We start from the raw sequence: 25,701 nt of genomic DNA, 5'->3' as shown, positions 1-25,701 counted from the left end.
TAAGGTCGAAAAATGAATCAGCTGAAAAAATATTTTATTGCGGGAATTATTAGTGGTACATTACTAATCCTATCGTATTCACAACTTTTTAGTTGGCTTATATTTATCTTCTCTATTCCACTAATATATACAATCAACACAACAACATCTACTAAAAGTCAAATAGTTTCCAATTTTTCTGTTTTTTCTTTAATATGGAATCTATTCAATTATCAATTTCTATTTTACTTTAAGGATGACTACTTAAATTGGATTGCACCATTAGGGATCATCCTGTATGCGTTGTTTACAATAATTCCTTTTTTATTTTTCTTGACAAAACTCAAAAACAAACTATTATTATTTGCTTGTTGCTGGATAATAATTGAACAGCTTTTTCTGCACTGGCCACTAAAATCACCATTCTCTTCGCTCGGAATTATTCTTGGCAATTATCCAAAATTAATACAATGGTATCAATTTACTGGTATATTTGGAGGGAGCGCTTGGATTCTTTTAGTTAACATCCTTTTGTATCTATGTTTAAAGAAATTCATGTATGCACAAACTGAGATTAAAAGGGCACTTTTATATACTATAATAAGTATTCTTCTTCCAATGGGCATTTCTTTGGGTTTATCTATTCAAAAGCAGAACGATAATAGTGTATCTGTAAGGGTCTTTAGTTTCGATAATCAAACAAATAGGGAAGCGCTGATAGAGAAAATTTTCTCCAAATACCAGAATGATTCAATAACACCTTCCGATTATACAGTCTTTCCAGAATTAATAATACACTTGCAAAACCAACCTCCTGAAAAAGACGCAACAATAAACAAACTACAAAACATAATAACAAACAGAAAAGCAAACGAGAATCTTGTCCTTGGAGCAAACCTTGAGGCTTGGCGCAACCAACAAATATTAGCTGTTTCTTTAAACAATGATACAATCCAAAAAAGATACAAATCCATTCTTGTTCCTTTTGGAGAGAAACTACCCTTTCAAGACAAACTCAAAGAGTTGGGTATCTTTAAAAAATATAACCCAACACCATATTTAACTCCTAACACAAACAACCGACTATTTGTTAACAAAAAAGATACTTTCCATGTATCTTTATGCTATGAATCATTCTTCGAGAATCATCTTAAAACGCAAATCAATAGTTCTACAGATTTCATCCTGATTGTTGCCAGAGAGCCTTTTCTCTACAATACACACTTCAAAAACATTACCAAGCTCATTACTAAAATCCAAGCCATAACTTTTCAAAAGAGTATTGCCAGATCATCATGGTGTGGTGTTTCGTGTATAATGAATAATCAAGGTGAAACATTAAAAAGCACCTACAATACAAACATAATACTGGAAGACAGGTTACCTATCAAAAAAAGTTCTACATTTTTCAACAGATGTAAGATTAATCTACTATTCGTTGCTACAATCATTCTATTCATCGCAGGAATTTTTATTAGAAACTAAAATCTATAATTTCTCAACCTACCGCACTCATTAATACAATAAACACACACTGGCAATTTTCAACCCCTTAAATCATTTATAATTATCTCCTTACGGTTTTTTCAAAAACAGCCAATATTAAAAAACTAATTTATCTCCAACAATTTCTTCAACACTTTTTCGGCACTGCCCGACAAGAGTGATTCGCGAGCCATATCCAGACAGTCGTCCAGACTTTTTTCGGGCTGAATGCAATTGATGGCCAATCCGGCATTGGCAATGACCACGTTGTTTTGTGGTTCTGTTCCTTTTCCCGATAGCACTTTGGTGAATATTTTGGCTGCTTCATCCACCTCGTGTCCACCTGAAATGGATTCAGGTGTGTTGGGCTTCATGTTTAAGTCGGCATGCGTCATTAGCCGCTCCCCGCTTTGGGTAATGACTTTAAAAGGAGCAGTTAACGAAACCTCATCGTAACCATCGATGCTGTGAATAATAGCAAAACGCTTATCCCCCTGCTGGTAAATATACTGGTAAATGCGAGCCAGTTCCAAATCGAACACTCCAACCAGCTGACTACCAGGGTTAGACGGATTTACCATGGGGCCCAGCATGTTGAAAAAGGTCTTAATTCCTAACTCCCGACGTATGGGTGCCACAGCTTTCATGGCCGGGTGAAACAATGGAGCATGAAGAAAACAGATGCCTGCTTCGTCCAACTGCCGTTTGAGCAAATCGTTGTCTGTGGTAAATTTATAACCCAAATACTCCAGCATGTTGGATGAACCACACCCGGAACTCACACCGTAGTTGCCGTGCTTAGCCACTTTAACCCCTGCCCCGGCTGTGACAAACGATGCCAGCGTTGAGATGTTAAATGTGTTTTTGCCATCGCCACCTGTACCACAAAGGTCGATGGTATCAAAGTCTGATAAATCAATCGGCAAACGCAATTCCAATAAGGCATCACGGAAACCTGAAAGTTCCTCAACCGTAACGGGGCGCATCATAAATACTGAAAGAAAGGCAACAACTTCCGATTTGGAATATACCTCTCCGGCTATATTAACGAGTATCTGGCGTGCCTCCTCGCGGGACAACGTCTGATAATCGAAAAGGGTTTTTAAAGTTGGTTGTAACATTTTGAATAGATGTTTAAAATACAATTAACAACAGATAACGCTTTTTTCCTGAGGCAAAAAGAAAATCCAAGAAAACTATTTCTCAATAGATAAAGCATAATTTAAATAATATTCAGAGGACACAACTAAAATTCTCAATTTAAGAGATAAGGCTAAGTATCTGTTTAAATTCAGTTGTGTACGGTCATATAATAATTCTAAGATGTCAGGGCTACGCCCCTAAAACCATTAGCAATATCTACTTCTACGAAGATATCAGGGCTACGCCCCTATTTATTTGCATTAAGATGATTAAGGGGCGTTAGCCCTGTAATCTTCGTAGAAAACAATTGTTTTGTAAAGCATAAGGGGCGTAGCCCTGTCATCTAATATTTTTATCACAATTATGAATCCCAACGCTTTCCCCTCTGACTACCCTGCATGCAAAACTCCTTGCACTAAAACAGCATGAGTAAAGTGTGACTTCGTCTCATTTAAGCCAAAAGCCAATTCTTTATCATGGTTTTGCCGTGTTCTGTGAGGATGGATTCGGGATGAAACTGCACACCTCGTACATCAAGGGTTTTATGACGTAAACCCATGATTTGGCCCTCCTCATCAACAGAAGTGACGATTAAATCATCGGGTAAATCTTCATTTCTCACTACCCATGAGTGATAACGACCTGCCGGGAATTTATCGGGCAATCCCTTGAAAAGAATCTCTTCTTTATCGGTGACCAATACCGGCGTTGCAATGCCATGATATACCTTGGAAAGATTCAGGATTGAACCTCCAAATACCTCAGCAATGGCCTGACATCCCAAACAAACTCCAAAAATGCTGTGAGTAGGAGCCAGTGCTTTTATGAGAGGCTTAAGGATTCCTGCTTCGTCGGGAATTCCGGGGCCGGGAGAAAGTACGATTTTATCGTACTTTGCTGCCTCTTCGATGGTTATCTGGTCGTTGCGAAAAACATCCACCGGGGCATCTGTTAACTCTTCGAGATAGTGAACCAGATTATAAGTGAATGAGTCGTAATTATCTAATACTAGTATTTTCATTTGGATATAATTTGTTTTTATATTCACTTTGATGGTTGCCCCGATGTTTTGTGGCAACTCTCCGAAAAATGCTTTTGCCCTTTCAGGGCAACCACTTAATTTGATTTCTTCTTAATTACATAGGGCGCTGCCCTATGCTATTGATTTCGCCCCTTTAGGGCTTTAAATCATCTAATTAAAACTCGCGAGCCAATTCGATGGCCGTTTTAAGTGCACCCAGTTTGTTGTTTACTTCGTTGAGCTCACTCACATCTTTTGATTCGGAAACAACGCCGGCACCGGCCTGGTAAAACAGGGTATTGCCTTTGCTCAGAAAGCTCCTGATGGCAATGGCCTGATTAAAGCTTCCGTCCAGTCCAAGTTTGCCAATGCATCCACCATAAAACCCCCTTTGGTGTGGTTCATACTTGTTGATGAGCTCCATGGCTCTAAACTTTGGTGCACCCGATAGAGTGCCTGCCGGGAATGTGTCGCCCATAACACGGGGAACTGTGGAACCGGGTTTCAACTTGCCATTCACCTCCGACACCAAATGCAACACGTGGCTGTAATACTGAATCTCTTTGTAAGTTTTCACCTTAACTTCGGTGCAATTTCGCCCCAGATCGTTTCGGGCAAGGTCAACCAACATAACATGTTCGGCATTTTCTTTGGGATCGGCAGCGAGTTCTTCGGCCAGTTTTAAGTCTTTCATATCGTCGCCGGTACGCCGAAAGGTTCCAGCGATGGGATTAATGGTGGCAACATTATTCTCAACCACCAGTTGGCTCTCGGGCGATGAACCAAACAAACGGTAGTCGCCATAATCAAAGAAAAAGAGATATGGTGACGGGTTGATATTACGAAGTGCCCTGTAAACATTGAATTCGTCACCTTTAAAAGGTTGCGAGAACTGCCTTGACAATACTATCTGAAAAACATCACCACGAAAACAGTGCTCTTTTCCTTTGTTGACCATCTGCTTGTACTGGTCGTCGGTTAAAGGAGAGACCTCATTTCCGGTTGGTTCAAACCGGAAAGACGGAACCGTACGGTTTTTAAGTACATTAAGGAGTTGATCCTTCCGACTCTCCTCACCATCTGCCAAATGCTCTACCAAATACAACTGGTTGGTAAAATGGTTAAAGGCAATTACACCGCGGTACAAATGATAACGCATATCGGGAATGGCATGGGCTACTGATGAATCCACATCCAGTTTGACATCCTCAAAATAGCGAACAGAATCGTAAGTGGTATATCCATATAATCCGGACGCTTTAACCGGACATTTGGAGTCATCGGCAATAATTCTGTCGGAAAACGCTTTGATGATATCGGCCAGTGATTCTTTTGCAGGCAATGCGGTTTGTTCCATGCTTCCGTCTGGAAATTTGCAGGTTACCGTATTGTTGTTCACCAAAAAATCAGCAATGGGGTCAAAACAGATGAACGACAGCGAATTGTTATTGCTGTGATAATCGGAACTCTCCAGTAAAATGGTATTTGGAAACATATCACGCAACGTAAGATAGATGCTTACCGGTGTCACAACATCCCCGATGTGGGGAGGAATCCGGTTACAGATAACATTCATTTTGTAATTCTTCATAATTTCGTATTTCAGGATTCTTTATATTTCATCTTCTTAGGTTTTATAATTCTAATCACTCTTGTCCGAGGAAATAATTTCATATTGTTTAAGTGCTCTAGCCGCACGGGCTTTTACTTTTTTTCAACAGCAAAAAAAGTAAACAAAAAATGCCGCCGCTGCATGAAAAAGACTAAAAATAAATGTGTTTTTTTAAAAACCGTGAACTCGCTACGCTCAAACAGCACGGTTTTCTTAACGAAAAAAACATTGATTTTCTTAACGTCTTTTTCCTGAGGCGGAGAGCAAGCCTAAAATTTCAAGAAAGCCCCACAGCTCAATAAACAAAGCATAATCCACGATTTCAAAATAATTAACCGGACTCCAATGATTTCTAATAAAAGCATTCACCTTTGCTCACCCCTCAATCCCCTGAAGGGGATGTCAAACACTCAATAAAAAGAGGCAAACATCAGTAATGCAATGTGCACAAAAAAAAAGGCTTGTCGGGAGTCCGACAAGCCTTTTCTTATTATATCATTTGTTTCGCAAATGGTCACAAGGGCATTGTTTCATCTCCCGATATAAGGAATGAACTGTGCCACCACCAATTGTTATTGCGAAAACTTTGCGTCATGATTTTTGTCATTATTGTACTGCAAGTTTAGGGAATGATTTTTAAAAATACAAGATTTTTTGAGTTTTTTTTGACCAAAGGGGGAAATGAACAAAGACAGTTCCCTATTCAACTCTCAAAGTAGCCCCACACCCGACAGTCTCAAAATAAACTGTCCTCCTTTACCGGAAACCGTTCGGGGATAATCCTCCAATTCACTAATTACTCTTAATGGATTTAGGGTGTTGTATTCAAAATGAATTTGAAGATAATTGGCCCAATTTCCGATAAAGAAACCTCCACCAATTCCATATCCAAAGTCAGAGGCAGACCTGCCTTTGGCCTTGTGATAATAATAATTAACCTCCTCAACAGGACCAAACGGAAATCGCGGTTCATACCCCGGTATTGGTGGAGCCACAGGTTCTTCCCTAATAACCTCACTCTCTATCCACTGTGCTCTGCGTGGCAAATATGGAAGAAAATAAACCCTTAAATCGGGATAGAAACCCCACCTTCGTCTGAGTTCCTTATTGTAGCGGATATTTATATTATACTGTATGCCGGAGTAGAAACCGGGCTGCAAAACCGTTGTTGTTGACCAACTGTCATCTTTCATATTTCGGGACTCGTTTGGGGGAACAACATAGATAAAATCCAGGCCGATACCGGTAAAAAGATGTAGATTATCCTTCAATATATAGCCAACGCCTCCCCCTAAACCCCAAAAGACCTCTACCTCATCTTCAATAGAGCCGCCTTGTAATCCTCCATGATAAACCATTTGGGATTTTACAGAGAAAAATCCGGATAGAAGAATGAATATTAAGAGTGTTTTCATCATTGGAATCAACAAAAATTCTTGTTAGAACAACTACGCAAATGCGAATATATATCGTTAAAATATGACTCTTGAGTTAAAATCCGAATAAACACAACAGGTACGATAGGATTAATCATCTAAAAAAGGTGTCTTAGTACGAATAATTAAATCTTCATCCAATTGCTTTAAAACCTCTTGGTCAATCCAAATGTTTTTTCCGAGACAACCCCGAACCCATATTCAGCAAACAGACCAAAATTGCCAAACACATAAAAAGCCATACCTGCATATACACCATAATCTGTAAAACTTCTAGGTGGGTTATAAACAATATTACTATCCCCACCTGACACAACCCTGCCGAGTTTTGCTTTGCTATATAAATCAATTCTTGATTGACGTCCGGGTACAAATAAAGGCATCAAGTGCGCTTTGTATTGCAAACCAAAGTGATAAGTTGAAGATGTCCCAGTCGAAGTATGAAAACCGCTTCCGGTCCAAACTGAATTTGATTGCCACATATCATTATATCCTCCATAAACTCCTCCACTTAAAGTTGACGTAAACTTATAATCCACAAAAACGCCAATTATATTAGGATGATCATACCAGCTTGAATTAAATGAATACCTTTCCAGGGGACAGTCGGAGATATAAGCACCTACACTTAACCTATCAGAGAATGAAAGGTTTTGTGCATTACAGTTAGCTACTTTAGTCAATAAAAAAATAGAAAAAATAAAAAAAAGACCTACTCGTTTCATCGTTTTATAAGATTATGGTTCACACTTAATATTTAATAATCGCTCTTCTATACCCTAATCCTCATAAAAGAGCCAATTTCTTATTCTTTTCAGAATAGAGGTTTCGCTGCTGCGTCTATGAAAATTATTCTGATCAAAATAAATTTTATAGGATATGGTTGGAATAATTGGAAAATAACTGATGCTGTAAAGCTTGTAGGGTCTATAATCTTCAGTCCAAACAAAGTTAGGGTCATCAAAATACCTGCTATAACTGTAATAAGCTGGATTGTGTCTGTTATAAAGATTATAAACGCCAAGTCGCCACTCCTGTTTATGCCCTCGTCGGGAAGTATAGCTTGTATGTTTAAATGCTAAATCCATTCTGTGATAGTTGGCCATTCTTGCAGAATTGCGTTTCCCATAAACAAACCCTTCTTCAATTATAACATCATCATAAAAGCCGGTGACAGGATCTATGGCAGCTTCTTTTGAGGTTACCGGGGTATATGGCAACCCTGAATGGAGTGTCCATGAAGCGCCTGCACTCCACTTTTCAGACAACTGGCGATGCAGAAATAACGAGACATTATGTCTGGCATTGTACTCATAAGGATAAGAGAAGGATTGATTAACCTCTTCAAACTTCCTGTTGCTGTTACAATACGAGTAACTTAATGAGCCGGTGTAGTCACCACTGGTTTTATTCAAATAAAACTCAAAGCCCTGAACAACCCCGGCACCATCATGGTGTAGCAGATCAGCTGAATGAACACTGTTGAGAAAAGACTCATGCCCATCTTTAAAGGTGACCAGATTACTTAATTGTCTATAGTATATTGAAGCCCCTGCATTGAACATTCCTCCGTAGAAATTCCCGGCCCAACCCAATGAAACCTGATCGGACAAAGCCGGAACCATAATCTCATTGGAAGGCAGCCAAAGTTCATTGCTATAAATCCCGGAACGTGAAGTTACTAAATGATTAAATTGTCTCATTCTCGAATAATCCACACTAAACCGATGATTATTATTAAGAATATACCCAAATGAGAGGCGCGGCTCCCAAGAATTAAAAGTATATGGTGCATTACGATAGTGAACAAAACGTAAATCAGACTGTAAAAACAGATTTAAGGGCAGAGAGAAATAGTTTTCAGCAAAAAGAGCTATCTCTGAAGATTTTAACTCATTGGAGATTACGCCCTGTTCCTGTTTAAATTCCCTGTCAAAAAAATAATATGAGAGGTTGCCTCCTGCCCGAAAATCCCAAAATGGGGCTATGCGCTGCTTATAATCGGTCTGAAACAGATAATTCTCCAACGATGACAGGGCTCTCTCCCTATAACTTAAATCGATTGTTTGCGTATTGGACTCGTCAACCACACGATACCTGGAATAAGAGAGGGAACTTGATATAAAACCGCCGGAGTTTAAAACCTGCTGCCACCTAATGCCGGATAAATTATTCCCCCATGCGTAACGTCGATTAAAATCCAAATCGTCGTAACGACTCGTTTTGTCCGATTTAATTTTTATGTAATCGTCACCCTGGTATGAAAAAAAGGTGATCTTGCTTTTGTCGGACAAATCCCAGGCTACTTTGCCATTCAAATCGTAAAAGCCATAATACATGGAATACCCCATTTCTGAGGACTTGGTTGCATAAGCCATTAACGGATCAATCATTGTTTTTCGGGCGCACAATATAAAACTCAATCTATTCTTCAATATGGGGCCTTCAATAGTTAAGGAGGCATCCGTAATGCCAATATCAAAGCTCCCGCTGTAGTGGTTTTTATTTCCTTCGCGTTGGGAGATGCTGACTACGGAAGAGAGTTTGCCGCCATAACGACCAGGAAATGCAGACTTGTAAACCGATACATCGTTGATGATATCGCTATTGAAAACAGAATAAAACCCTCCTATGTGGTGAACATGGGTAATGGGTACTCCATCCAGTAAGTAGAGATTTTCACCAACTCCTCCCCCTCGTACAACCAACTCTGATGAAGCCTCTCTTGGGGCTTCAATACCAGGCAATATCTGTAGCGCTTTTCCTACATCAGGTTTGCTGCTGATAACAGGAAGTGTATTGATTACATCCATGCTTAAAGTGTGAATGTTTGTCATGGGAGCTTCGCGCGAACTGACAACAACTTCAGAGATCATATTATCAACTGTCATTCGTACCGTTATAACAGTATCACTATTTAATTTAAAATTAACAGTTTGTGAGGAGTAACCCACATAAGAGAAAGTTAATTCCGGATTCTCCTTCGGTACATCAATGGAAAAAAATCCATTGACATCGGTTACAGATCCTCGCCCGTCGGACGATTTTATAACATAAGCACCAATAAGGGGTTCAGAGGACAAAGAGTCTCTAACAAACCCGGACACCCGATGTTGCGACAATGTTGCCTGATAACAAAAACTAAAAACCAATAACACCAAAAATATAAACTTCATATCTCAACTTCAATCAACATTAAGTAATTCAGAAACTACGGAACTATAAGAAACAACTCGTCCAGAACCACCTTTAACATTGGAGAAAAGATCCGCAGGACTGTTTTCAAGACCGGGCTCCAGTTCCTCCTGCGAGTTCATATTCAAATAAAAGCTTCTCCGGTAGTGGTAATAATCTTCGGTTACTGATCTTAATTCAACAAAAAAGGGATACGTTTTAATGGCATCACCGGAATGCGAGTTTGTAGTATATGTAATGAAGACCGAAAAACTCTCTTCGCTGACACCCTCATCACTAAACAATGCAAGTGGCAAACCTTCACGAACAATAAAAGGGTCTCTCAGAAAATAGAACTCTGCCGGCCGTAAGTTGTCATAAGTGTCGAGCCAAATAACCACCTCATAGTAGGCATCATTCAACCTACTTCTTTCAAGAACAACCTCTACTCCAGGATATATAGCGCCTTCATCATCAACCCCGCCGAAAGGAATATGTGTAGCCTCTATTAAAACTGGTGGTGAAGGAACACGGAAAGATGAAGACATTGTTTTACCATCTATCGTCGCCCTAATTTCATAATCCTTGCCAAACTCAGCTTCAACCTCCGTTTCATACTCGCCTTCATCAGCATTGCTTACGGAATCAATCATTATCCCGTCATTCCAGACCTCAACCAGCGCATTGTTCACTGCGTTGAGCTCTCCGCCTCCAGTTGTTCCATTTTCAAACAAGTAAACCGTGATGAGTTCTCCGCCTTTAACCACAGCATTCATTGAAGGCTGAGTCATTAAGCCGTAATCGGGCATAGTAATTTCCTTGACGCATGAGGTGAAGAACAAGAAAGAAAGGAGCATTAAGGGTAATTTCATAAAAAAAGATGGATAAACCTCAGTAATTTTAGCCATTAGATTGCAGGGATTTTAGACTTGAACTACTGACCAGAGCTATCTGATGACCAATGAAAGAGAAATATTTATTTTGATATTAAACATAGAATAACAAAGCGGTTATTCTATACATAAGAACCTGTCGCGAAAAAAGTTATGAATTAATCAGGAATCGTTGAAGCAAACGAAGAAACAAGTTAAACGTCCTGAACATAACAAGCTCAGGTGAGAAAAGTGATATGATAAATTTTGCTTAATGAAAGTCGGGATTAAGAGCATAGTTTAATAAGTTAAGGTTTTGTGGAATTATATCTGACAACGTTCGTTCAGATATATTCTTTTCACCTTGCAAAGAAAGAAAAAAAAGAAACAAGCAAAAAACATTTGGTTAAAATTTGTTTGGATCGATCATCCCCTATTGAAGCGCGGCCTGCATCAAACCTATCAGCTATGGAGATGCAGTCCAAATTGGAATTCTTATTATCCCAATGAATTTTTCATTTCTTATGAAAACCATCGAAAAAACTAACAGGAAAAAAGATATAAGATAGCAAGCCCTAAACCATCAGGGCTGATGTGAAATAACTCACGAATCGTTGTAGCAAACAATAAAGGAGGTAGGTTCTCCTGTATATAAAAATACCAGGAGGTAATTAAGAGATGAAGCAATTTGCTTGTTGAAGTTGTGGATTTGGGTCACTATAATGGTTAATTAGGGTTTTGAAAACGATTATGTCTGATCTCGTTCGTTCAGGGATATCGAATTTGCTTTGCAAAGAAAAAAAAAAGAAATATGCAAAAATAAATTGAACAAAAAAATTATTCCTATCCGATAAAAATTATAAGAATTCGTCTGGTGGCTGGGATAATAAGGGGTTTGTGGTAACCTGCGAGGTCAAATCACATTATCCTAACAAAAGCTCCCTTATTATCATGCATTTGTGTGCAATTATACGCATATAATCACCATGTTAAATAATTGATCTGCTAGATTAGGCTTGTGCGAATTATTATTTTTTAGTGAGATTAAAATCCAAAACGCAGGCCAAAAGAACTATAAGAGTAGGTGCCAATACCCAATTCGCCGAAAAGATATAATGAGTGTATTATATTTACTGCTCCCCCTACATAAATCCCATAGTTTGAATACACACCTGGCTCAGGACTAAACCCAATATTTGAATCTACATCAATCCAACCATATTTTGTTTTGACATAGGCATCATATTTTGAATAACGATTTCCAAACAGTGGTTCTGCAAAATGATAGGACAATTGAAAACCGTAACTATATAAAGGTGATCCTGCTTGCGCGTATCCCAACATCGGATTCTCAGGATTGTTATATCTTATAGTGTTTAAGGTTTTGTACCCGCCAAACAATCCGGCTCTTAAATACGGCAACACCTCATAGTCAATGGATAATCCTATAACATGAACATTTTCTTTAGCATAGCTGGTAACCAGATCGGAGAAATTATCAACCAATACACTAACATATAAATATCTACGCTCATCAAATATCTGGCTAAAACATTTATTAAAAGATAAAAGCAGAAACGATATCAAAAAAGCAAGCCCTATTACTACATTCTTCATAAAAACAAGACTTAGAATCTGTTTAAAAATAGAATTAAATTTTTTTTAACACAGATATATATATGAAATGGTTCCTTTAAATGAATGAAAACTATGAACTTCGATAATAAACGAACTCACTGGTAAATAGAAGACACAGAAATCACCGAGAAAAAAATCGCAATGCGATTTTAAACTCCGTGCTCTCCGTGTCTTCTCAAATGGAATATTCTTAATGTGCATAATGTTATAAAATTGAACGGCTGCATTTTAATCGATTCAATCACATTCTCCGTGCTAAATTTAAACAGTTACTTAAACCATCAATAACTATAATCCATATTGCGAGTCAATAATAGTTGACTCATAAAGATTGAATAGATGTAACACTTGAAAAATCTCTCAATCTAAAACCTTACGACAACACCAAATGCAAAATCTGAATAATTACCGGCTCCGTATTCTCCAAAAACTCCAAATCCTGGCGACAAATCAAATGCTGCTCCTAAATAAAAGCCATGATATATCCTATTCCTTTTAGGCATAATTACTTCATCATCATTAGGGTTAAAATAAACAGAGCCATATTTTCCTTTTACATATAAATCCAGACGACTATTTCTATTATCGAATAATAATTCGGAAAAATGATAGGATCCTTGTAAGCCTACGCTATACATTGGAATATCAGTAGTAATAGTAGATTGTCCGGGGCTACTAAGAGTATTCAGAATATCATGGTATCCCAATGCTATTCCTGCACGAAATGTTGGTGTAAAAGAATAATTCACAGCCACTGCATAACCCCATAAGTCTTCAGGGAATCTTGAAGGATGTTCCCTTTCATAGGTGTGAATTTCAATATGAAATTGCTTTTTAGTTAAATCTTCCTGTGAATAACCAGAAAATGAGATCCCCAATAAAAAGCTTAAAACAATTCCAATACCTAACCTTTTGCTAATCTACTTCATAAAAAAACCATCTTTTAAAACGTTTAAAAAAACCTCCATCAGCAGACTTTCTGCCATTCCCTCTTTCGCCAAAATAAACTTTGTAAGAAACAGAGGGAATTATGGAGAAGTAACTAACACTATACAAATTAAATGGCATATAATCATCTGTTCCCTGATAGCCAGGATTATCGAAATATCTTGCATATCTGTAATAAGCAGGATTGTGTCGGTTATAGAGATTATAAATTCCAAAGCGCCACTCTCTTTTCAAATGATTCCAACGTGTGTAACCCCTATTAACCAGTGACACATCCATTCGATGATAACTGGACATTCTGTTACTGTTACGCTTTCCATATACAAGTGCTTCCTCTTCAAATGGCAACTCCCCAAATTCCATGTTGGGGTCTAAAATTGTATGTCGCCCTATTACCGGAGTGTAGGGCAATCCGCTATGAAACGTCCATAAACCATTAATACTCCACCTATCACTCATGGAAACATTCAAGAACAGCGAAACCGAATGTTTTGCGTTAAATTCATAGTTATACGCAATGCCATCGTTTACATCAGGGAAAATGCGATTCGCATCTGACAATGTGTAATTCAAAGATCCGGTAAACACACCTCTGTTTCTGTTCAGAAAAAACTCCAAACCTTCAACAGTTCCTTTGCCTCCGACATTAACGAATTTGTTCAAATCGGGATTGTTTAATGGAGTCTCGTAGCCATCACGAAATGAAATCAGGTTGTACAATCTTTTATGATACAACGAGATACCAAAATCTAAATCTCCATCAAATACTAAGCCTGTCCATCCTAATGACCACTGGTCTGAACGAGATGGCGGCAATAAATCGTCCGATGGCAACCACAATTCATTATTAAAACCACCGGTTGCTGATTGAATATGATGATTAAACTGTCGTACCCGGGAATAGTCAAACCCAATCCGTTGCTTTTCTGTTACAAAATATCCCACAGAGAGCCGGGGCTCATAACTATACTTTCGATATCCGGTACTGTTATAAAGCACATATCTAAAACCGGGAGAAATTTCAATTTTATCAGATACAGATATGTCATTCTCAATATAAGCAATAGGTTCATAAGCCTGTATTGCCTCCTGTTCCATCATTTTATCAGCATAGAATCGGGAATGCCGATATATTGATACATCCAGACCCAATCTCATTTTCCACCAGGGGAACAGATCATTCCTGATCCAGTTCTGAAACAAATAGTGATCAAGGGCAGACTGGTTCAATCTTTCAAACTTTGAATTATCATGTAAAGACTCTGATTTACTCTGGCTTTGGATCCTGTATCTTGAATATGATAAACTGCTATTAAAAAATGTGGAGGAGTTTATCAGGTGTTGCCACCGAAGTGCTGTTAACCAATTCCCCCAGACATTACGATGTCGGTAATTTACACCTGAAGCTGATCCTTTCCGTCCCGATCTGTTAACCAGATAATCGTCGCCATGATAGATAAACCATGTCAGTTTTTGAGATGGACTAACGTCCCATGTTGCTTTTACGTTTATATCATGAAAACCATAATAGAATACATTTCCATAATTGGTATTATTGGTAAACCAAATTAGCAACGGGTCAAACATAGTTTTTCGACCCGAAATAATAAAACCCGCTTCGTCCTTTATCAAAGGACCTTCAAAACTGAAAGAGGCATCGGTAACTCCAATGTCAAGACTTCCTTTATAGGAATTCTTATTCCCTTCTCGCTGTGTAATATCTATGACAGATGACAACTTCCCGCCAAAACGGGAAGGAAACCCACCTTTATAAACAGTTACATCGTTCAATATCTCAGGATTAAAGACCGAAGAGAATCCTCCGAGATGATGAACATAAGTCAACGGAATTCCATCCAACATATATAAATTCTCCCCCGGGCCTCCACCCCTTACTATTAAAGTTGAAGATGCTTCGTGTGTTCCGGAAATTCCGGGCATCAAATGGAGTGCTTTGCCTACATCCGGCTTTCCGCTTATTACAGGAAGATTATCTATTAGCTCCCCACTTATCCGGTGTGTATTGGATGATGTGATCATTCCTGCCTTTACAACCACCTCTTCCAGATTGGTATCAGGTGAAAGAAAAATATGCAATATGGTATCACTAGAAACAAACAAAGGAGCCTTTTTTGTTTTATAACCAATATAAGATGCTTGTAGAGAATGACTTCCAATAGAGACTTGTAATGTGAAAAAACCGTTGTTATCAGTTACTCCCACCACACTGCCATTATTTAAAATAAGGTGTGCCCCAATTAGCGATTCCCTGGTAACAGCATCTCTTACAATACCCCCAATACGTATTTGCCCCGACACATTAGAGAATAAACATATCGTCAACAATAAAAATATAGAAAATCGAAGATTACTCATTTGGGTCAATAACATCAGACACAACAGAGCTAAAGGCTACAACAACCCCATACCCATTGTTAACATTAGAATATAAAGGAACAGGATAATTCATCTGCCCGGGCTCAAGCTCGCGTTGAGACTGCATATTTAAATAATAATATTCCCGGTAACTATAATACTCTTCGGTTACAGCTCTCAATTCAACGGTTAAAGGATATAGCTGCATTTTCTCGCCACCATCAACACTCCCTGAAACACTTCCGGTAGTATAGTTTATTGAAACCGTATACACCTCACCGGTGACGCCTTCATCAGTAAATAACAAAAGCGGCAATCCTGTTCTTAACAATAAAGGATCATCAATAAAAATGATTTCAGGGATCTGCACTTCTTCTCGTTCTCTGTATTTAAGAATTATTTCATAATAGTGTGTCCTTTCCAATTTGTTTTCAAGAGTTACCTTTACAGATGGATAGGCTACCCCCTCTTCATCAACACCAGCTTCATTAATGTGATTTATTGCAATTATACCAGGGTTAACCGGAACCGTTTGGTTGGCAATTAAAGTATCACCCTGCGTCAATGCTGCCCGAATACAATATGATTTCCCTTCTGAAGCTATTATTTCAGAATAATACCACCCAGATTCTGAATATATGTCATGATCGATCAATTCCCCGTTGGAATAAATAAGTATTTCGGCATCAGTAATTGGGTGGAGTTCTCCACCTTCAATATAATCAGAACTAGATAAATGCACCAATATTGGCTCACCAGCAATTACAAAAGCATTCATTGTTGCTTCTTTCTCAAAATCAACAGGCGGAAAGTCAATAACCTTAGCGCAGGATAATAAGACAAGAAACAAAAGCCAAAAAACTGATATATATTTAGTCATTAATAAATTAGATAAGTTTTCATTGTGAATTATTAAATCCTGATTTAACCCAATAAATTGTTAGCCCCGAATGTATCGGACTTAGATTGTAAACCGCTGAGCTGAGAGAAGTCCCGTATGGCGGAATTAGACAAATTAAAGTCCTTAATTATATAAAAATTACGAATTTTAGATTAATCCATTTCGTCATCGGATGACTTTAAGTCATCCGATGACGAACTTGACGGCAATAAGAAATATCTTTAAAATTTAGAATATGGAATTTGTCTACAAGCAGCACATAAATGCAAATGCTTTTTGAAAACACATAATGTTCAGGAATCGTTGTAGCAAACAAAAAAGGAGGTAAATCTGCACGAAGAGAATATCCGCAGAAGAAGATTAAGAGATAAAAGCATTGGTCTGTTAGGAATAGAGTTAAGGGTTATCATATCAATAAATTAAGGTTTTGCATTTGATTATACCGGAAAACTTGTATCCGGAATTTTTCTTTTCGCCCTGCAAAGAAAAAAAAAAAAAATAAAGCTGCAAATAAAAATTAAGTTAAATGATGCAGCTCCCAAATCCAAATCGCGAAATATTATTGTAACAAGTTCCGCTTTGACACATTACTATTATGTTGATCCTGAAAGGGCCCGCATTGTCTTGGGGCATCGTCCACAAATGTTCAATTATTAAATGATGGAGTACTGCAAGTGTGCAATATTTATTCATGCATTTACCCTTAACAGGGCAATAAATTATTTAGATAATGTGCGTAGGAGGTGCTCTATATTAATGCTCATGCCTCGCTGGGGTCTACTTCCCTACCGCCACTTAATCTTAACAAACTCTTTGGGAGCTTCTATGTGTTTGGGAAGTGTTTCTCTGATAGAAGTTTTTAATTTTTCGATGAGCAATGTACGGGAAAAGCTGGTATGTGTAACCAGGCTAACTTCGCGAACCGGCTCGGGACTTTTGAAGCGACGCATGAATTCTTTATCGACTCCGTTAACAGCCAATTCAGGAACCAGGGTGTAGCCAATCCCTTTGCGCACCAACCCTTTTAGTGTTTCAATGGATCCGCTCTGGTAATGAAACTGAAAATTGCTTTCGTTGCTGCCTTTGTTGCAAATTTTCAACGCCTGATTTCGGAAACAGTGGCCGTCGGAAAGTAACAACATGCCTGAAACATCCAATTTATCAGCTTCAATTTCTTCGGTATTTAGCAACGGGTGTCCAATGGGGGCATAAAAAAGGAACGCTTCATTAAACAAAACCGTTTCCTTGAAATTCCGCTCATCAGTGGGTGTGGCCATGATGGCCACATCCAAACGGTTTTCGTGAAGAGCTTTTATGATGTACTCCGACTCCATCTCTTCAATCCTAAGAATGGTTTCGGGGTTGTTTTCCACAAAATGGCCTAAAAACAGCGGTAACAAATGAGGAGCCAATGTGGGAATAATGCCCAAACGGAATTCCCCTTTAATGCCCGATTTTTCTCCTGCAACCGAGGCGTGCAGGTCGTCAATATCCATTAAAATTCTTCGGGCTTTTGCTATAAACACTTCTCCACCGGGAGTTGGTTTTAATGGCTTTTTTGTGCGATCGAACAACTGGATGCCTAACTCCTCTTCAAGCTTTTTTAACTGCATGGTGAGAGTAGGCTGGGTAACGTGGCAATGCTCAGCTGCCGTTACAAAGTGCCGGTGTTCATCCAGCGCCACAATGTACTCCAGTTGTTGAATGTTCATGGTATAGATTTAATAGATTCCGGGAAATATCAAAACATGTTTTTCATTCTGCTGAAAAAACTTTGTTCATCTCCCTGACCGGGGATAAAAGCCTCCGATTCCTTAAGTTTTTCAATGACTTTGGCATCTTCCCGGGAAATATCTTTCGGAATAAACACGTTGATTCTGACCAGCAAATCACCCCTGTGATATCCGTTCACCTCAGGTAAACCTTTTCCTTTAAGTCGCAATATTTTACCGGGTTGGGTACCTGGTTCAATTTTCACTTTTACCTTCCCTTCTACGGTTGGAATTTCCACTGGAGCTCCCAGAATTGCGTCCGGAATGCTCATTGTGAGATTATAAATCAAATCGTGTCCGTCACGAATAAGTTCCGGGTGTTGTTCTTCCTGAATAAGCACCAGCAAATCGCCGTTAATGCCGCCTCTTCGAGCGGCATTCCCCTTGCCTGAAACTGAAAGCTGCATTCCTTCTTCCACCCCGGCAGGTATGTTGATGGTAACGATTTCATCCTCTCTCATCAGGCCTTCGCCGTTACATTGCGCACATTTGTGGGTAATGATACGTCCTTCTCCATGACAGGTTGGACAGGTTGAACGGGTTTGCATTTGGCCCAAAATGGTATTTGAAATGCGGGTAACCTGTCCGGTGCCCCGGCAAGTGCTACAATCGCTGTAAGCCGAACCTTTATCGGCCCCGGTGCCATTACAATGCTGGCAACTCACATATTTTTTGACCTTTATTTTTTTCTCAACACCATTGGCAATTTCCTGTAAAGTGAGCTTCACCTTAACCCTCAGGTTTGAACCTTTGTTTACCCGTTGTGAGCCGGACGAACCAAATCCGCCAAAACCTCCGAAACCGCCAAAACCACCACCAAAAATGTCTCCAAAGTGGGAGAAAATATCATCCATGCTCATGCCGCCGCCACCAAAACCACCTCCACCGGTAGCTCCACCAACGCCTGCATGTCCAAACTGATCGTAACGTTTACGTTTATCCTGATTACTTAGCACCTCATATGCTTCAGCAGCTTCTTTAAATTTTTCCTCAGCTTCCTTATTTCCCGGGTTTTTATCCGGGTGAAACTGTATGGCTTTTTTTCTGTAAGCCTTTTTTATCTCCTCTGCAGAAGCATTTTTGCTAACCTCAAGTATTTCGTAGTAATCTCTTTTTGACATGACAGGTTTCCTTTAATTTTTATTCGCCAACCACAACTTTGGGATACCTGATCACTTTATCGTCAAGCATATATCCCTTTTGCACACAATCCACTATTTTTCCCTTCATCTCTTCGGAAGGGGCAGGTATTTTAGTAACAGCTTCATGCAAATCTGCATCAAACTCCTGATTTTCCGTTTCAATGACTTTTACTCCCTGGCGCGACAGGTAACCGGTGAATTTGTTATAAATAAGATCAATGCCATCCTTAACGGAATCCAAATCGCTGGCACTTCCCAAATGTTGAATGGCTCTTTCAAAATCGTCGACCACAGATAAAATATCTACAAATATTTTTTCACCTGCCTGACGCGAAAGATCTATTTTTTCTTTTAATGTCCGCTTTCTGTAGTTATCATACTCAGCAATTAACCGAATGTGCTTATCGTTGAGATCAGATATTTGCTGCTGCAATTTCTCAATCATTTCCTCCTTTTCATCCACCTCTCCTTGTTCCTGATCTTCAGACTGATTTGCCTCACCATTGTTTTTGGAATCAACGTCCTCCTTTTCAAGTTTTGTTGATTGCTCTACCTCTTCGGTTTCGTTTACAACGTCCTCTTTTTCCTTCTTTGCAGAACTTTTTTTAGCCATATCTGTACTAACTATTATTTTTTGTAACTGATTAGAATTAATGATGATTGAATCATACGATTCCGCTGCAAAAGTAGTCAATTTTTTTGCCAATCCTTCACACCGGGACAAAATGGCATGATTTGCTGTTTTTGCTGAAATATTTTCTGCTATAATGACAAAGACAGCATCAGAAACCTGACACTGTCTTTAAGTTCATTAACAAACCAATTAGCAAACACCCTATCTGCGATAGGCTGCAAATCGGGTTCTATCAACAGATTCCATTCTTTGGAGTGTTGATTCAATGTGATCCAGATTGTTACTGGTTTCAACAATTCGACCATCTCCATCAATTAAAAAGTTGGTCATCTGATCACTAATTGCAAATTTTTTCGCCAGTTTTGATTCTCTTCCTTCAAAATCACAGATGTGATAAAAATCAAAAAGATTATCTCTTTCAATGGTTTTATAAAATGGTGTTTTGAATCGATCTAAAGAGATACTTACAATTACAAACCCTTCGCTGTTAAGAAACTCGCTATTGGCAAATCGTTCCAACAGCATAGTTTTCCGGTAATTATCGATGCGTGATGGTGCATCATAAGATGCCCAAAAATCCACAAGCACCATTTTTCCTTTTAAAGAGTCTGAGTCGAAAGAAGTTCCATCAGGAAGAGAAGCAACGATTTGTGGGGCTCTGTCTCCAATCTTTAATCCCATATCCGGTTCGGTGGAACCACTGATGAAGGATATAAAAACCAATCCTGCCACAGCCAACATTATCAATGCTCTAATTCTCATATTTGATTGTTTTGGTGAATAATAACCAGGACAAAGTTCCGTCATTAATTGTAAACTTTTTCATTTTTTACATGAACTGACAATAAACGTTGACCGGTGTAAATTATGCTCCAAAATTATGCTTTAAAACATATACAATCCAAATTTAAGTGTTTGCGTTTGTTAATTATTATCATTATATTATAATGAAAAATCCTTACATTTCTGATAATCAGAAACATAAGGATTAGTTAAAAAGAAACAAAAATGACTAACAGTCATTTTTCATTTACGAATGATTGATTAAACACGACGAATAGACGCTCCCAATTGATTAAGCCTCATTTCAATGTTCTGATATCCCCGGTCAATCTGCTCAATATTATGAATAACACTCTTACCCTGAGCAGATAACGCAGCAATCAACAGTGCCACCCCTGCTCGGATATCTGGCGAAGTCATCACGCTACCTCTGAGCAGGTTCTCATGATTATGGCCGATAACGGTTGCCCTGTGCGGATCACACAAAATAATACTGGCACCCATGTCGATGAGTTTATCAACAAAAAACAAACGGCTTTCAAACATTTTCTGGTGAATAAGCACACTCCCTTTGGCTTGAGTGGCCACAACCAGAAAAACACTCAGCAAATCGGGGGTCAAACCAGGCCATGGAGCATCCGCGATGGTCATAATAGAGCCATCAATGAAGGTTTCAATGGTATAGTTATCCTGAGAAGGGATATAAATATCGTTCCCCCTGATTTCCATCTGGATGCCCATTCGCTTAAAAGCCAGTGGAATGATTCCCAAATGCTCCGGCTCTGCATCCTTTATGGTGATTTCACTTTTGGTCATGGCAGCCATTCCAATAAAACTTCCCACTTCAATCATATCGGGCAATATCCGGTGATTACAACCACCAAGTTCTTTCACGCCATCAATGGTGAGCAGGTTTGAACCAATTCCGCTGATGGATGCTCCCATTCGGGTAAGCATAATACATAACTGCTGGATATATGGTTCGCAGGCTGCATTGTAAATAGTTGTAACGCCGGGGGTCAGCACTGCTGCCATAATCACATTTGCAGTACCGGTAACAGATGCTTCATCCAATAAGATATATCGGCCCCTGAGTGATTCAGCATGAACCGTATAAAAAATCTCATTTGGATTAAACTCGAAAGTTGCTCCCAGTTTTTCGAATCCGTAGAAATGGGTATCCATTCTGCGACGTCCAATCTTGTCGCCTCCGGGTTTTGGAAAATATGCTTTTCCAAAACGAGCCAGAAGTGGCCCCATAATCATAATGGATCCACGAAGTGAGGATGCTCTTTTTCGAAAATCGGTGGATTGAAGGTACTCCAAATTTACGTTGGCAGCCTTGAAAAAACACGAATTAGGGGATTTCCGGTTAATCTCCACCCCCATTTCACCCAACAACTGAATGAGATTATTCACATCCAGAATATCAGGTATGTTATCAATAAAAACTGTTTCGGAAGTTAAAAGAGTGGCGCATATAACCTGTAACGCTTCGTTCTTTGCTCCCTGTGGCACGATGGTTCCCGCCATCCGACAGGGGCCATTTATCTCAAAACTGTTCATTACCAATGGGTCTAATCTCTTCCTTTATTGCGTTGAAAATGTTTTTTTCTTGGTCCACGATTTTGATTATCCCGGGTATCTGGAAGTCTCAATTGCTGGGGGGTAACTTCAAGCTTTCCGCCGGACAAAATTCGTATGTCATTGATGATTCTATCGTCTGTAGCATGATCTTTATTCCAGTTCAAAAGAGATTTGCGCATGTGGTTTGAAAGCAGACCAATCAGGTGATTTTTCAAATCTCCTTCTTCCATATCAACTGCCTTCGCAATCATTTGCTCAATTAACCTTCCATAATGACGATAACGCATATTGAAATCATTATACGGAACATTATCGGGCTTGCTCGAAAAGTTTACAGCTTCGGGGAATTCATAAGGAAAATCAATGTCCAGTTGAAAATCGGACATGATTGCCAGATGATCCCACAACTTATGCTTGAAATCACTCACATCGCGCAAATGGGGAAACAGGTTTCCCATCACACTTACGATGGCCTGAGCACACTTTGTGCGCTCTTCTCTGTCTTCAATGGTTTTGGCATGATCAACCATTTTATGAATGTGCCGGCCATATTCGGGCAGCACCAGTGGTTTTCTTGTTGAATTATAATCCATGAATAATTTATCTGTTGGAAAGTAATTTCCTGATATAATATAATAAGTTATTGGTATGCTAAAGATAATTATCTGTCGATAATATAAAGGCAGAATCTGTTTTTCAAATACTTAATAAGCTGAGGTCAACAAACAGAATTCTTTGGTAATAATACTCATTCCCAAGTGGGGGAGTTTCTCACGAAGATTGGTTCGGGTCTACTTGCCAGATATATTCTTAAACGAGTAGCTCAGGCCTCAAAATTAATTCAATATTTTTAGTTTGGCAAACTTTAACAGCAATTGTTTCTTTCCGGCATTTTGAAATTCGACAATGGCCTTCACATTAGGAGCAACCCCCTCCAAACCAATAACTTTTCCGGTTCCAAACCTTTCGTGTTCCACCACTACACCAACCTGAACCCTAGTAACTGATCCCAAACCGGATGTCCCGGCATTGTTTTCCATACCAGATTCCGGGCTCTTTTCTGACCCAATTTTCGAAAACCGTTTTCCCGAATTAAAACCAGATGCCGAGGAGCCGGAAAAATCATACTTTTTACGGGGTTCATGTCGTTCAAAAGATGTAGATGATTTAAAAGAGCCGGTTATCTGTTGTGAATCCTCAGAGATAAATTCAGTATCCATCTCCCGCAAAAAGCGGCTGGGGCTGGCAAAAGTTGATTCTCCATACTTAAAACGGTTGCGTGCGTAACTTAACGTTACCAGCTTCTCGGCCCGGGTTACGGCGACGTAAAACAGGCGTCGCTCCTCTTCCAGTTCAGTTTCAGCCATGGCAGACATTTGCGAAGGAAACAAGCCTTCTTCAACGCCAACTATATATACATATGGGAACTCAAGTCCTTTGGCCGAATGAATGGTCATTAAAGTAACCTTGGCCACATCCTCCTCCGATTCGTTATCCTGATCGGTTAACAGAGAAACCTCTTCCAGGAAAAACTCCAGCGAATTGGGCTCACCCGCCTCACGCCGGTTATCTGCGAATTCCTTAACCCCGTTAAGCAATTCGTCAAGGTTCTCAAGACGGGTTTGTCCTTCAATGGTCTGATCCTGATGAAACTCCTTCAAAAGACCGCTTTGAGCAACAATTTCAGTGGTTAGTTCATAAGCGTCCATGCTCTCTCTTTGTCTGAAAAAACCGTTGACCAGTGCGACAAAGCTGTTGAGCTTTTTCACCGTTCCGGCATTAAATCCTGCTTTCGGAAGGTTTGGATGCGTCAGAATATCCCATACGGTAAGATCATTGGATGCGGCTGCTGCCTCCAGTTTATCCAGAGTAGTTTTACCAATTCCTCTTGCCGGAAAATTAATGACCCGTTTTAAGGCTTCGCCATCACGAGGGTTCACCGCCATGCGCATATAGGCCAGCAAGTCCTTTATCTCCTTTCGTTGGTAAAAGGATAAGCCCCCATATATTTTGTATGGAATGTTGTTCTTACGAAGGGCTTCCTCGAAAATACGGGACTGTGCATTGGTGCGGTAGAGTATGGCAAAATCAGAAAATGCACATCGTGCCGCGTGGCGGCGCAATATGAGATCATTTACCACAATAAAACCCTCTTCCATATCTGAAACAGCAGAAAAAATCCTGATTTTTTCTCCAGGTTCATTTTCTGAAAAAACCACTTTTTTTATCTGCCCTTTATTTCTGGATATGATGCTGTTGGCAGCATTGACGATGAGTTGTGTAGAACGATAATTTTGCTCGAGCTTAAACAGCTGATAACCGGGGTAATCGTTTCTAAAATTGAGAATATTCTCAATTTTAGCACCCCGGAAGCTGTATATACTTTGAGCATCATCACCAACAACACAAACATTTTTGTGCAACTCCGCCAGCTTTTTCACAATTAAATATTGTGACCGGTTGGTATCCTGATACTCATCTACCAGAATATACTTAAACTGATCCTGATACCTGGCTACCACAGCCGGATTATCCCTGAAAAGGAGATTTGTATTGAGAAGCAAATCATCAAAGTCCATGGCGCCTGCCTTATAGCAGGCTTTCATGTATCGTTGATAAATATCATAAACAAGTGGTACTTTGGATGCTCGATCGGCCATGAGGCGTTGCTGATCGCGAGAATAGGCACCGGGTAAAACCAAATCATTCTTAGCCGAAGAGATGCGTGAAAGAATCAAACCGGGTTTGTACTCTTTATTTTTTATCTGCATCTCCTTGAGAATGGATTTTATAAGACTCTTGGAATCTGCACTATCATAAATTGTAAAACTTGATGGAAATTTAATATGTTCAGCCTCCATGCGGAGAATGCGTGCAAAAATGGAGTGAAAAGTCCCCATCCATAACCGCTGGCTCACGTTGGCGCCAACTATGGTTCCAATTCTCTCCTTCATTTCCCGGGCGGCTTTATTGGTAAAAGTAAGCGCCATGATGTTCCAGGGAGCCACCCCGTTGGCAAGCAAATGAGCAATGCGATATGTAAGCACGCGCGTTTTCCCAGAGCCGGCGCCTGCAACTATTAAAGATGGGCCTTCTGTATTTACTACGGCTTCGCGCTGTGAATCATTTAATTGTTCGAGATAGTTCTCCACAAGTCCAGATATTTCAAAATTTAAGGAACAAAGATAGTTCGTTACA

Annotated in this window: 19 protein-coding genes; 1 reads left to right on the top strand and 18 read right to left on the bottom strand. The window is 39.4% G+C overall.

Annotated elements, in window-relative coordinates; all coding sequences use genetic code 11:
• Positions 1-12: 12 nt before the first annotated feature.
• Positions 13-1,464, top strand: a complete 1,452-nt coding sequence (locus B5X70_RS02070; protein ID WP_079556186.1) for a hypothetical protein — start codon at positions 13-15, stop codon at positions 1,462-1,464.
• 125 nt (positions 1,465-1,589) lie between these two features.
• On the opposite strand, the gene trpD is transcribed toward B5X70_RS02070, so the two are convergent.
• The 18 genes from trpD to B5X70_RS01980 all read right to left on the bottom strand — a co-directional run bounded on the left by trpD (position 1,590) and on the right by B5X70_RS01980 (position 25,655).
• Positions 1,590-2,585, bottom strand: coding sequence for an anthranilate phosphoribosyltransferase (gene trpD, locus B5X70_RS02065; RefSeq protein ID WP_079556185.1), 996 nt, complete (start codon positions 2,583-2,585; stop codon positions 1,590-1,592).
• A gap of 473 nt (positions 2,586-3,058) precedes the next feature.
• Positions 3,059-3,628, bottom strand: coding sequence for an anthranilate synthase component II (locus tag B5X70_RS02060; protein ID WP_079556184.1), 570 nt, complete (start codon positions 3,626-3,628; stop codon positions 3,059-3,061).
• Between the two features lie 175 nt (positions 3,629-3,803).
• Positions 3,804-5,219 (bottom strand): anthranilate synthase component I family protein, encoded by a 1,416-nt coding sequence (locus B5X70_RS02055; RefSeq protein WP_079556183.1) that lies wholly within the window; start codon positions 5,217-5,219, stop codon positions 3,804-3,806.
• Between the two features lie 731 nt (positions 5,220-5,950).
• The gene (locus B5X70_RS02050; protein WP_088328566.1) at positions 5,951-6,658 is read right to left on the bottom strand and encodes a hypothetical protein; all 708 of its coding nucleotides are present in this window, start codon (positions 6,656-6,658) and stop codon (positions 5,951-5,953) included.
• A 164-nt stretch (positions 6,659-6,822) separates the two neighbouring features.
• The gene (locus tag B5X70_RS02045) at positions 6,823-7,401 is read right to left on the bottom strand and encodes a hypothetical protein (RefSeq protein WP_079556181.1); all 579 of its coding nucleotides are present in this window, start codon (positions 7,399-7,401) and stop codon (positions 6,823-6,825) included.
• A gap of 54 nt (positions 7,402-7,455) precedes the next feature.
• Positions 7,456-9,852: a TonB-dependent receptor gene (locus tag B5X70_RS02040; protein ID WP_079556180.1), complete on the bottom strand. Its 2,397-nt coding sequence runs from the start codon at positions 9,850-9,852 to the stop codon at positions 7,456-7,458.
• Positions 9,853-9,861: 9 nt separating this feature from the next.
• Positions 9,862-10,758, bottom strand: a complete 897-nt coding sequence (locus B5X70_RS02035; RefSeq protein ID WP_079556179.1) for a DUF4249 family protein — start codon at positions 10,756-10,758, stop codon at positions 9,862-9,864.
• A 1,008-nt stretch (positions 10,759-11,766) separates the two neighbouring features.
• On the bottom strand, positions 11,767-12,339 hold the full coding sequence (locus B5X70_RS02030) for a hypothetical protein (RefSeq protein WP_079556178.1): 573 nt from the start codon (positions 12,337-12,339) through the stop codon (positions 11,767-11,769).
• Between the two features lie 386 nt (positions 12,340-12,725).
• Positions 12,726-13,238 carry a porin family protein gene (locus B5X70_RS02025; RefSeq protein WP_157666474.1) on the bottom strand — a complete coding sequence of 171 codons (513 nt, stop codon included), beginning with the start codon at positions 13,236-13,238 and terminating at the stop codon, positions 12,726-12,728.
• A gap of 37 nt (positions 13,239-13,275) precedes the next feature.
• Positions 13,276-15,651: a TonB-dependent receptor gene (locus B5X70_RS02020; RefSeq protein WP_159449975.1), complete on the bottom strand. Its 2,376-nt coding sequence runs from the start codon at positions 15,649-15,651 to the stop codon at positions 13,276-13,278.
• Positions 15,652-15,676: 25 nt separating this feature from the next.
• Entirely contained in the window at positions 15,677-16,564 is an 888-nt protein-coding gene (locus B5X70_RS02015; RefSeq protein WP_079556175.1) for a DUF4249 family protein, read from the bottom strand.
• Positions 16,565-17,370: 806 nt separating this feature from the next.
• Positions 17,371-18,297, bottom strand: coding sequence for a hydrogen peroxide-inducible genes activator (locus tag B5X70_RS02010; RefSeq protein ID WP_079556174.1), 927 nt, complete (start codon positions 18,295-18,297; stop codon positions 17,371-17,373).
• Between the two features lie 29 nt (positions 18,298-18,326).
• Positions 18,327-19,478, bottom strand: coding sequence for a molecular chaperone DnaJ (dnaJ, locus tag B5X70_RS02005; protein WP_079556173.1), 1,152 nt, complete (start codon positions 19,476-19,478; stop codon positions 18,327-18,329).
• Positions 19,479-19,497: 19 nt separating this feature from the next.
• The gene (locus tag B5X70_RS02000) at positions 19,498-20,112 is read right to left on the bottom strand and encodes a nucleotide exchange factor GrpE (protein WP_079556172.1); all 615 of its coding nucleotides are present in this window, start codon (positions 20,110-20,112) and stop codon (positions 19,498-19,500) included.
• 222 nt (positions 20,113-20,334) lie between these two features.
• Positions 20,335-20,895: a peroxiredoxin family protein gene (locus B5X70_RS01995; RefSeq protein WP_079556231.1), complete on the bottom strand. Its 561-nt coding sequence runs from the start codon at positions 20,893-20,895 to the stop codon at positions 20,335-20,337.
• 282 nt (positions 20,896-21,177) lie between these two features.
• Entirely contained in the window at positions 21,178-22,482 is a 1,305-nt protein-coding gene (gene murA / locus B5X70_RS01990) for a UDP-N-acetylglucosamine 1-carboxyvinyltransferase (protein WP_079556171.1), read from the bottom strand.
• An 11-nt stretch (positions 22,483-22,493) separates the two neighbouring features.
• Positions 22,494-23,096: a DUF4290 domain-containing protein gene (locus B5X70_RS01985; protein ID WP_079556170.1), complete on the bottom strand. Its 603-nt coding sequence runs from the start codon at positions 23,094-23,096 to the stop codon at positions 22,494-22,496.
• Positions 23,097-23,339: 243 nt separating this feature from the next.
• Positions 23,340-25,655, bottom strand: coding sequence for an ATP-dependent helicase (locus B5X70_RS01980; protein WP_079556169.1), 2,316 nt, complete (start codon positions 25,653-25,655; stop codon positions 23,340-23,342).
• Positions 25,656-25,701: the final 46 nt, after the last annotated feature.

The organism is Alkalitalea saponilacus, assembly GCF_900168165.1.
GTDB lineage: Bacteria > Bacteroidota > Bacteroidia > Bacteroidales > Marinilabiliaceae > Natronoflexus > Natronoflexus saponilacus.
This window is presented reverse-complemented; position numbering and strand designations above follow the sequence as displayed.

What these genes read in the sequence shown, in the direction of transcription:
- B5X70_RS02000 (WP_079556172.1), bottom strand. Translation starts at nt 20,112, where the DNA reads ATGGCTAAAAAAAGTTCTGCAAAGAAGGAAAAAGAGGACGTTGTAAAC.
- murA (WP_079556171.1), bottom strand. Translation starts at nt 22,482, where the DNA reads ATGAACAGTTTTGAGATAAATGGCCCCTGTCGGATGGCGGGAACCATC.
- B5X70_RS02070 (WP_079556186.1), top strand. Translation starts at nt 13, where the DNA reads ATGAATCAGCTGAAAAAATATTTTATTGCGGGAATTATTAGTGGTACA.
- B5X70_RS02030 (WP_079556178.1), bottom strand. Translation starts at nt 12,339, where the DNA reads ATGAAGAATGTAGTAATAGGGCTTGCTTTTTTGATATCGTTTCTGCTT.
- B5X70_RS02055 (WP_079556183.1), bottom strand. Translation starts at nt 5,219, where the DNA reads ATGAAGAATTACAAAATGAATGTTATCTGTAACCGGATTCCTCCCCAC.
- dnaJ (WP_079556173.1), bottom strand. Translation starts at nt 19,478, where the DNA reads ATGTCAAAAAGAGATTACTACGAAATACTTGAGGTTAGCAAAAATGCT.
- B5X70_RS02015 (WP_079556175.1), bottom strand. Translation starts at nt 16,564, where the DNA reads ATGACTAAATATATATCAGTTTTTTGGCTTTTGTTTCTTGTCTTATTA.
- B5X70_RS02040 (WP_079556180.1), bottom strand. Translation starts at nt 9,852, where the DNA reads ATGAAGTTTATATTTTTGGTGTTATTGGTTTTTAGTTTTTGTTATCAG.
- B5X70_RS02045 (WP_079556181.1), bottom strand. Translation starts at nt 7,401, where the DNA reads ATGAAACGAGTAGGTCTTTTTTTTATTTTTTCTATTTTTTTATTGACT.
- B5X70_RS02050 (WP_088328566.1), bottom strand. Translation starts at nt 6,658, where the DNA reads ATGATGAAAACACTCTTAATATTCATTCTTCTATCCGGATTTTTCTCT.
- B5X70_RS01995 (WP_079556231.1), bottom strand. Translation starts at nt 20,895, where the DNA reads ATGAGAATTAGAGCATTGATAATGTTGGCTGTGGCAGGATTGGTTTTT.
- B5X70_RS01985 (WP_079556170.1), bottom strand. Translation starts at nt 23,096, where the DNA reads ATGGATTATAATTCAACAAGAAAACCACTGGTGCTGCCCGAATATGGC.
- trpD (WP_079556185.1), bottom strand. Translation starts at nt 2,585, where the DNA reads ATGTTACAACCAACTTTAAAAACCCTTTTCGATTATCAGACGTTGTCC.
- B5X70_RS02035 (WP_079556179.1), bottom strand. Translation starts at nt 10,758, where the DNA reads ATGGCTAAAATTACTGAGGTTTATCCATCTTTTTTTATGAAATTACCC.
- B5X70_RS02060 (WP_079556184.1), bottom strand. Translation starts at nt 3,628, where the DNA reads ATGAAAATACTAGTATTAGATAATTACGACTCATTCACTTATAATCTG.
- B5X70_RS02010 (WP_079556174.1), bottom strand. Translation starts at nt 18,297, where the DNA reads ATGAACATTCAACAACTGGAGTACATTGTGGCGCTGGATGAACACCGG.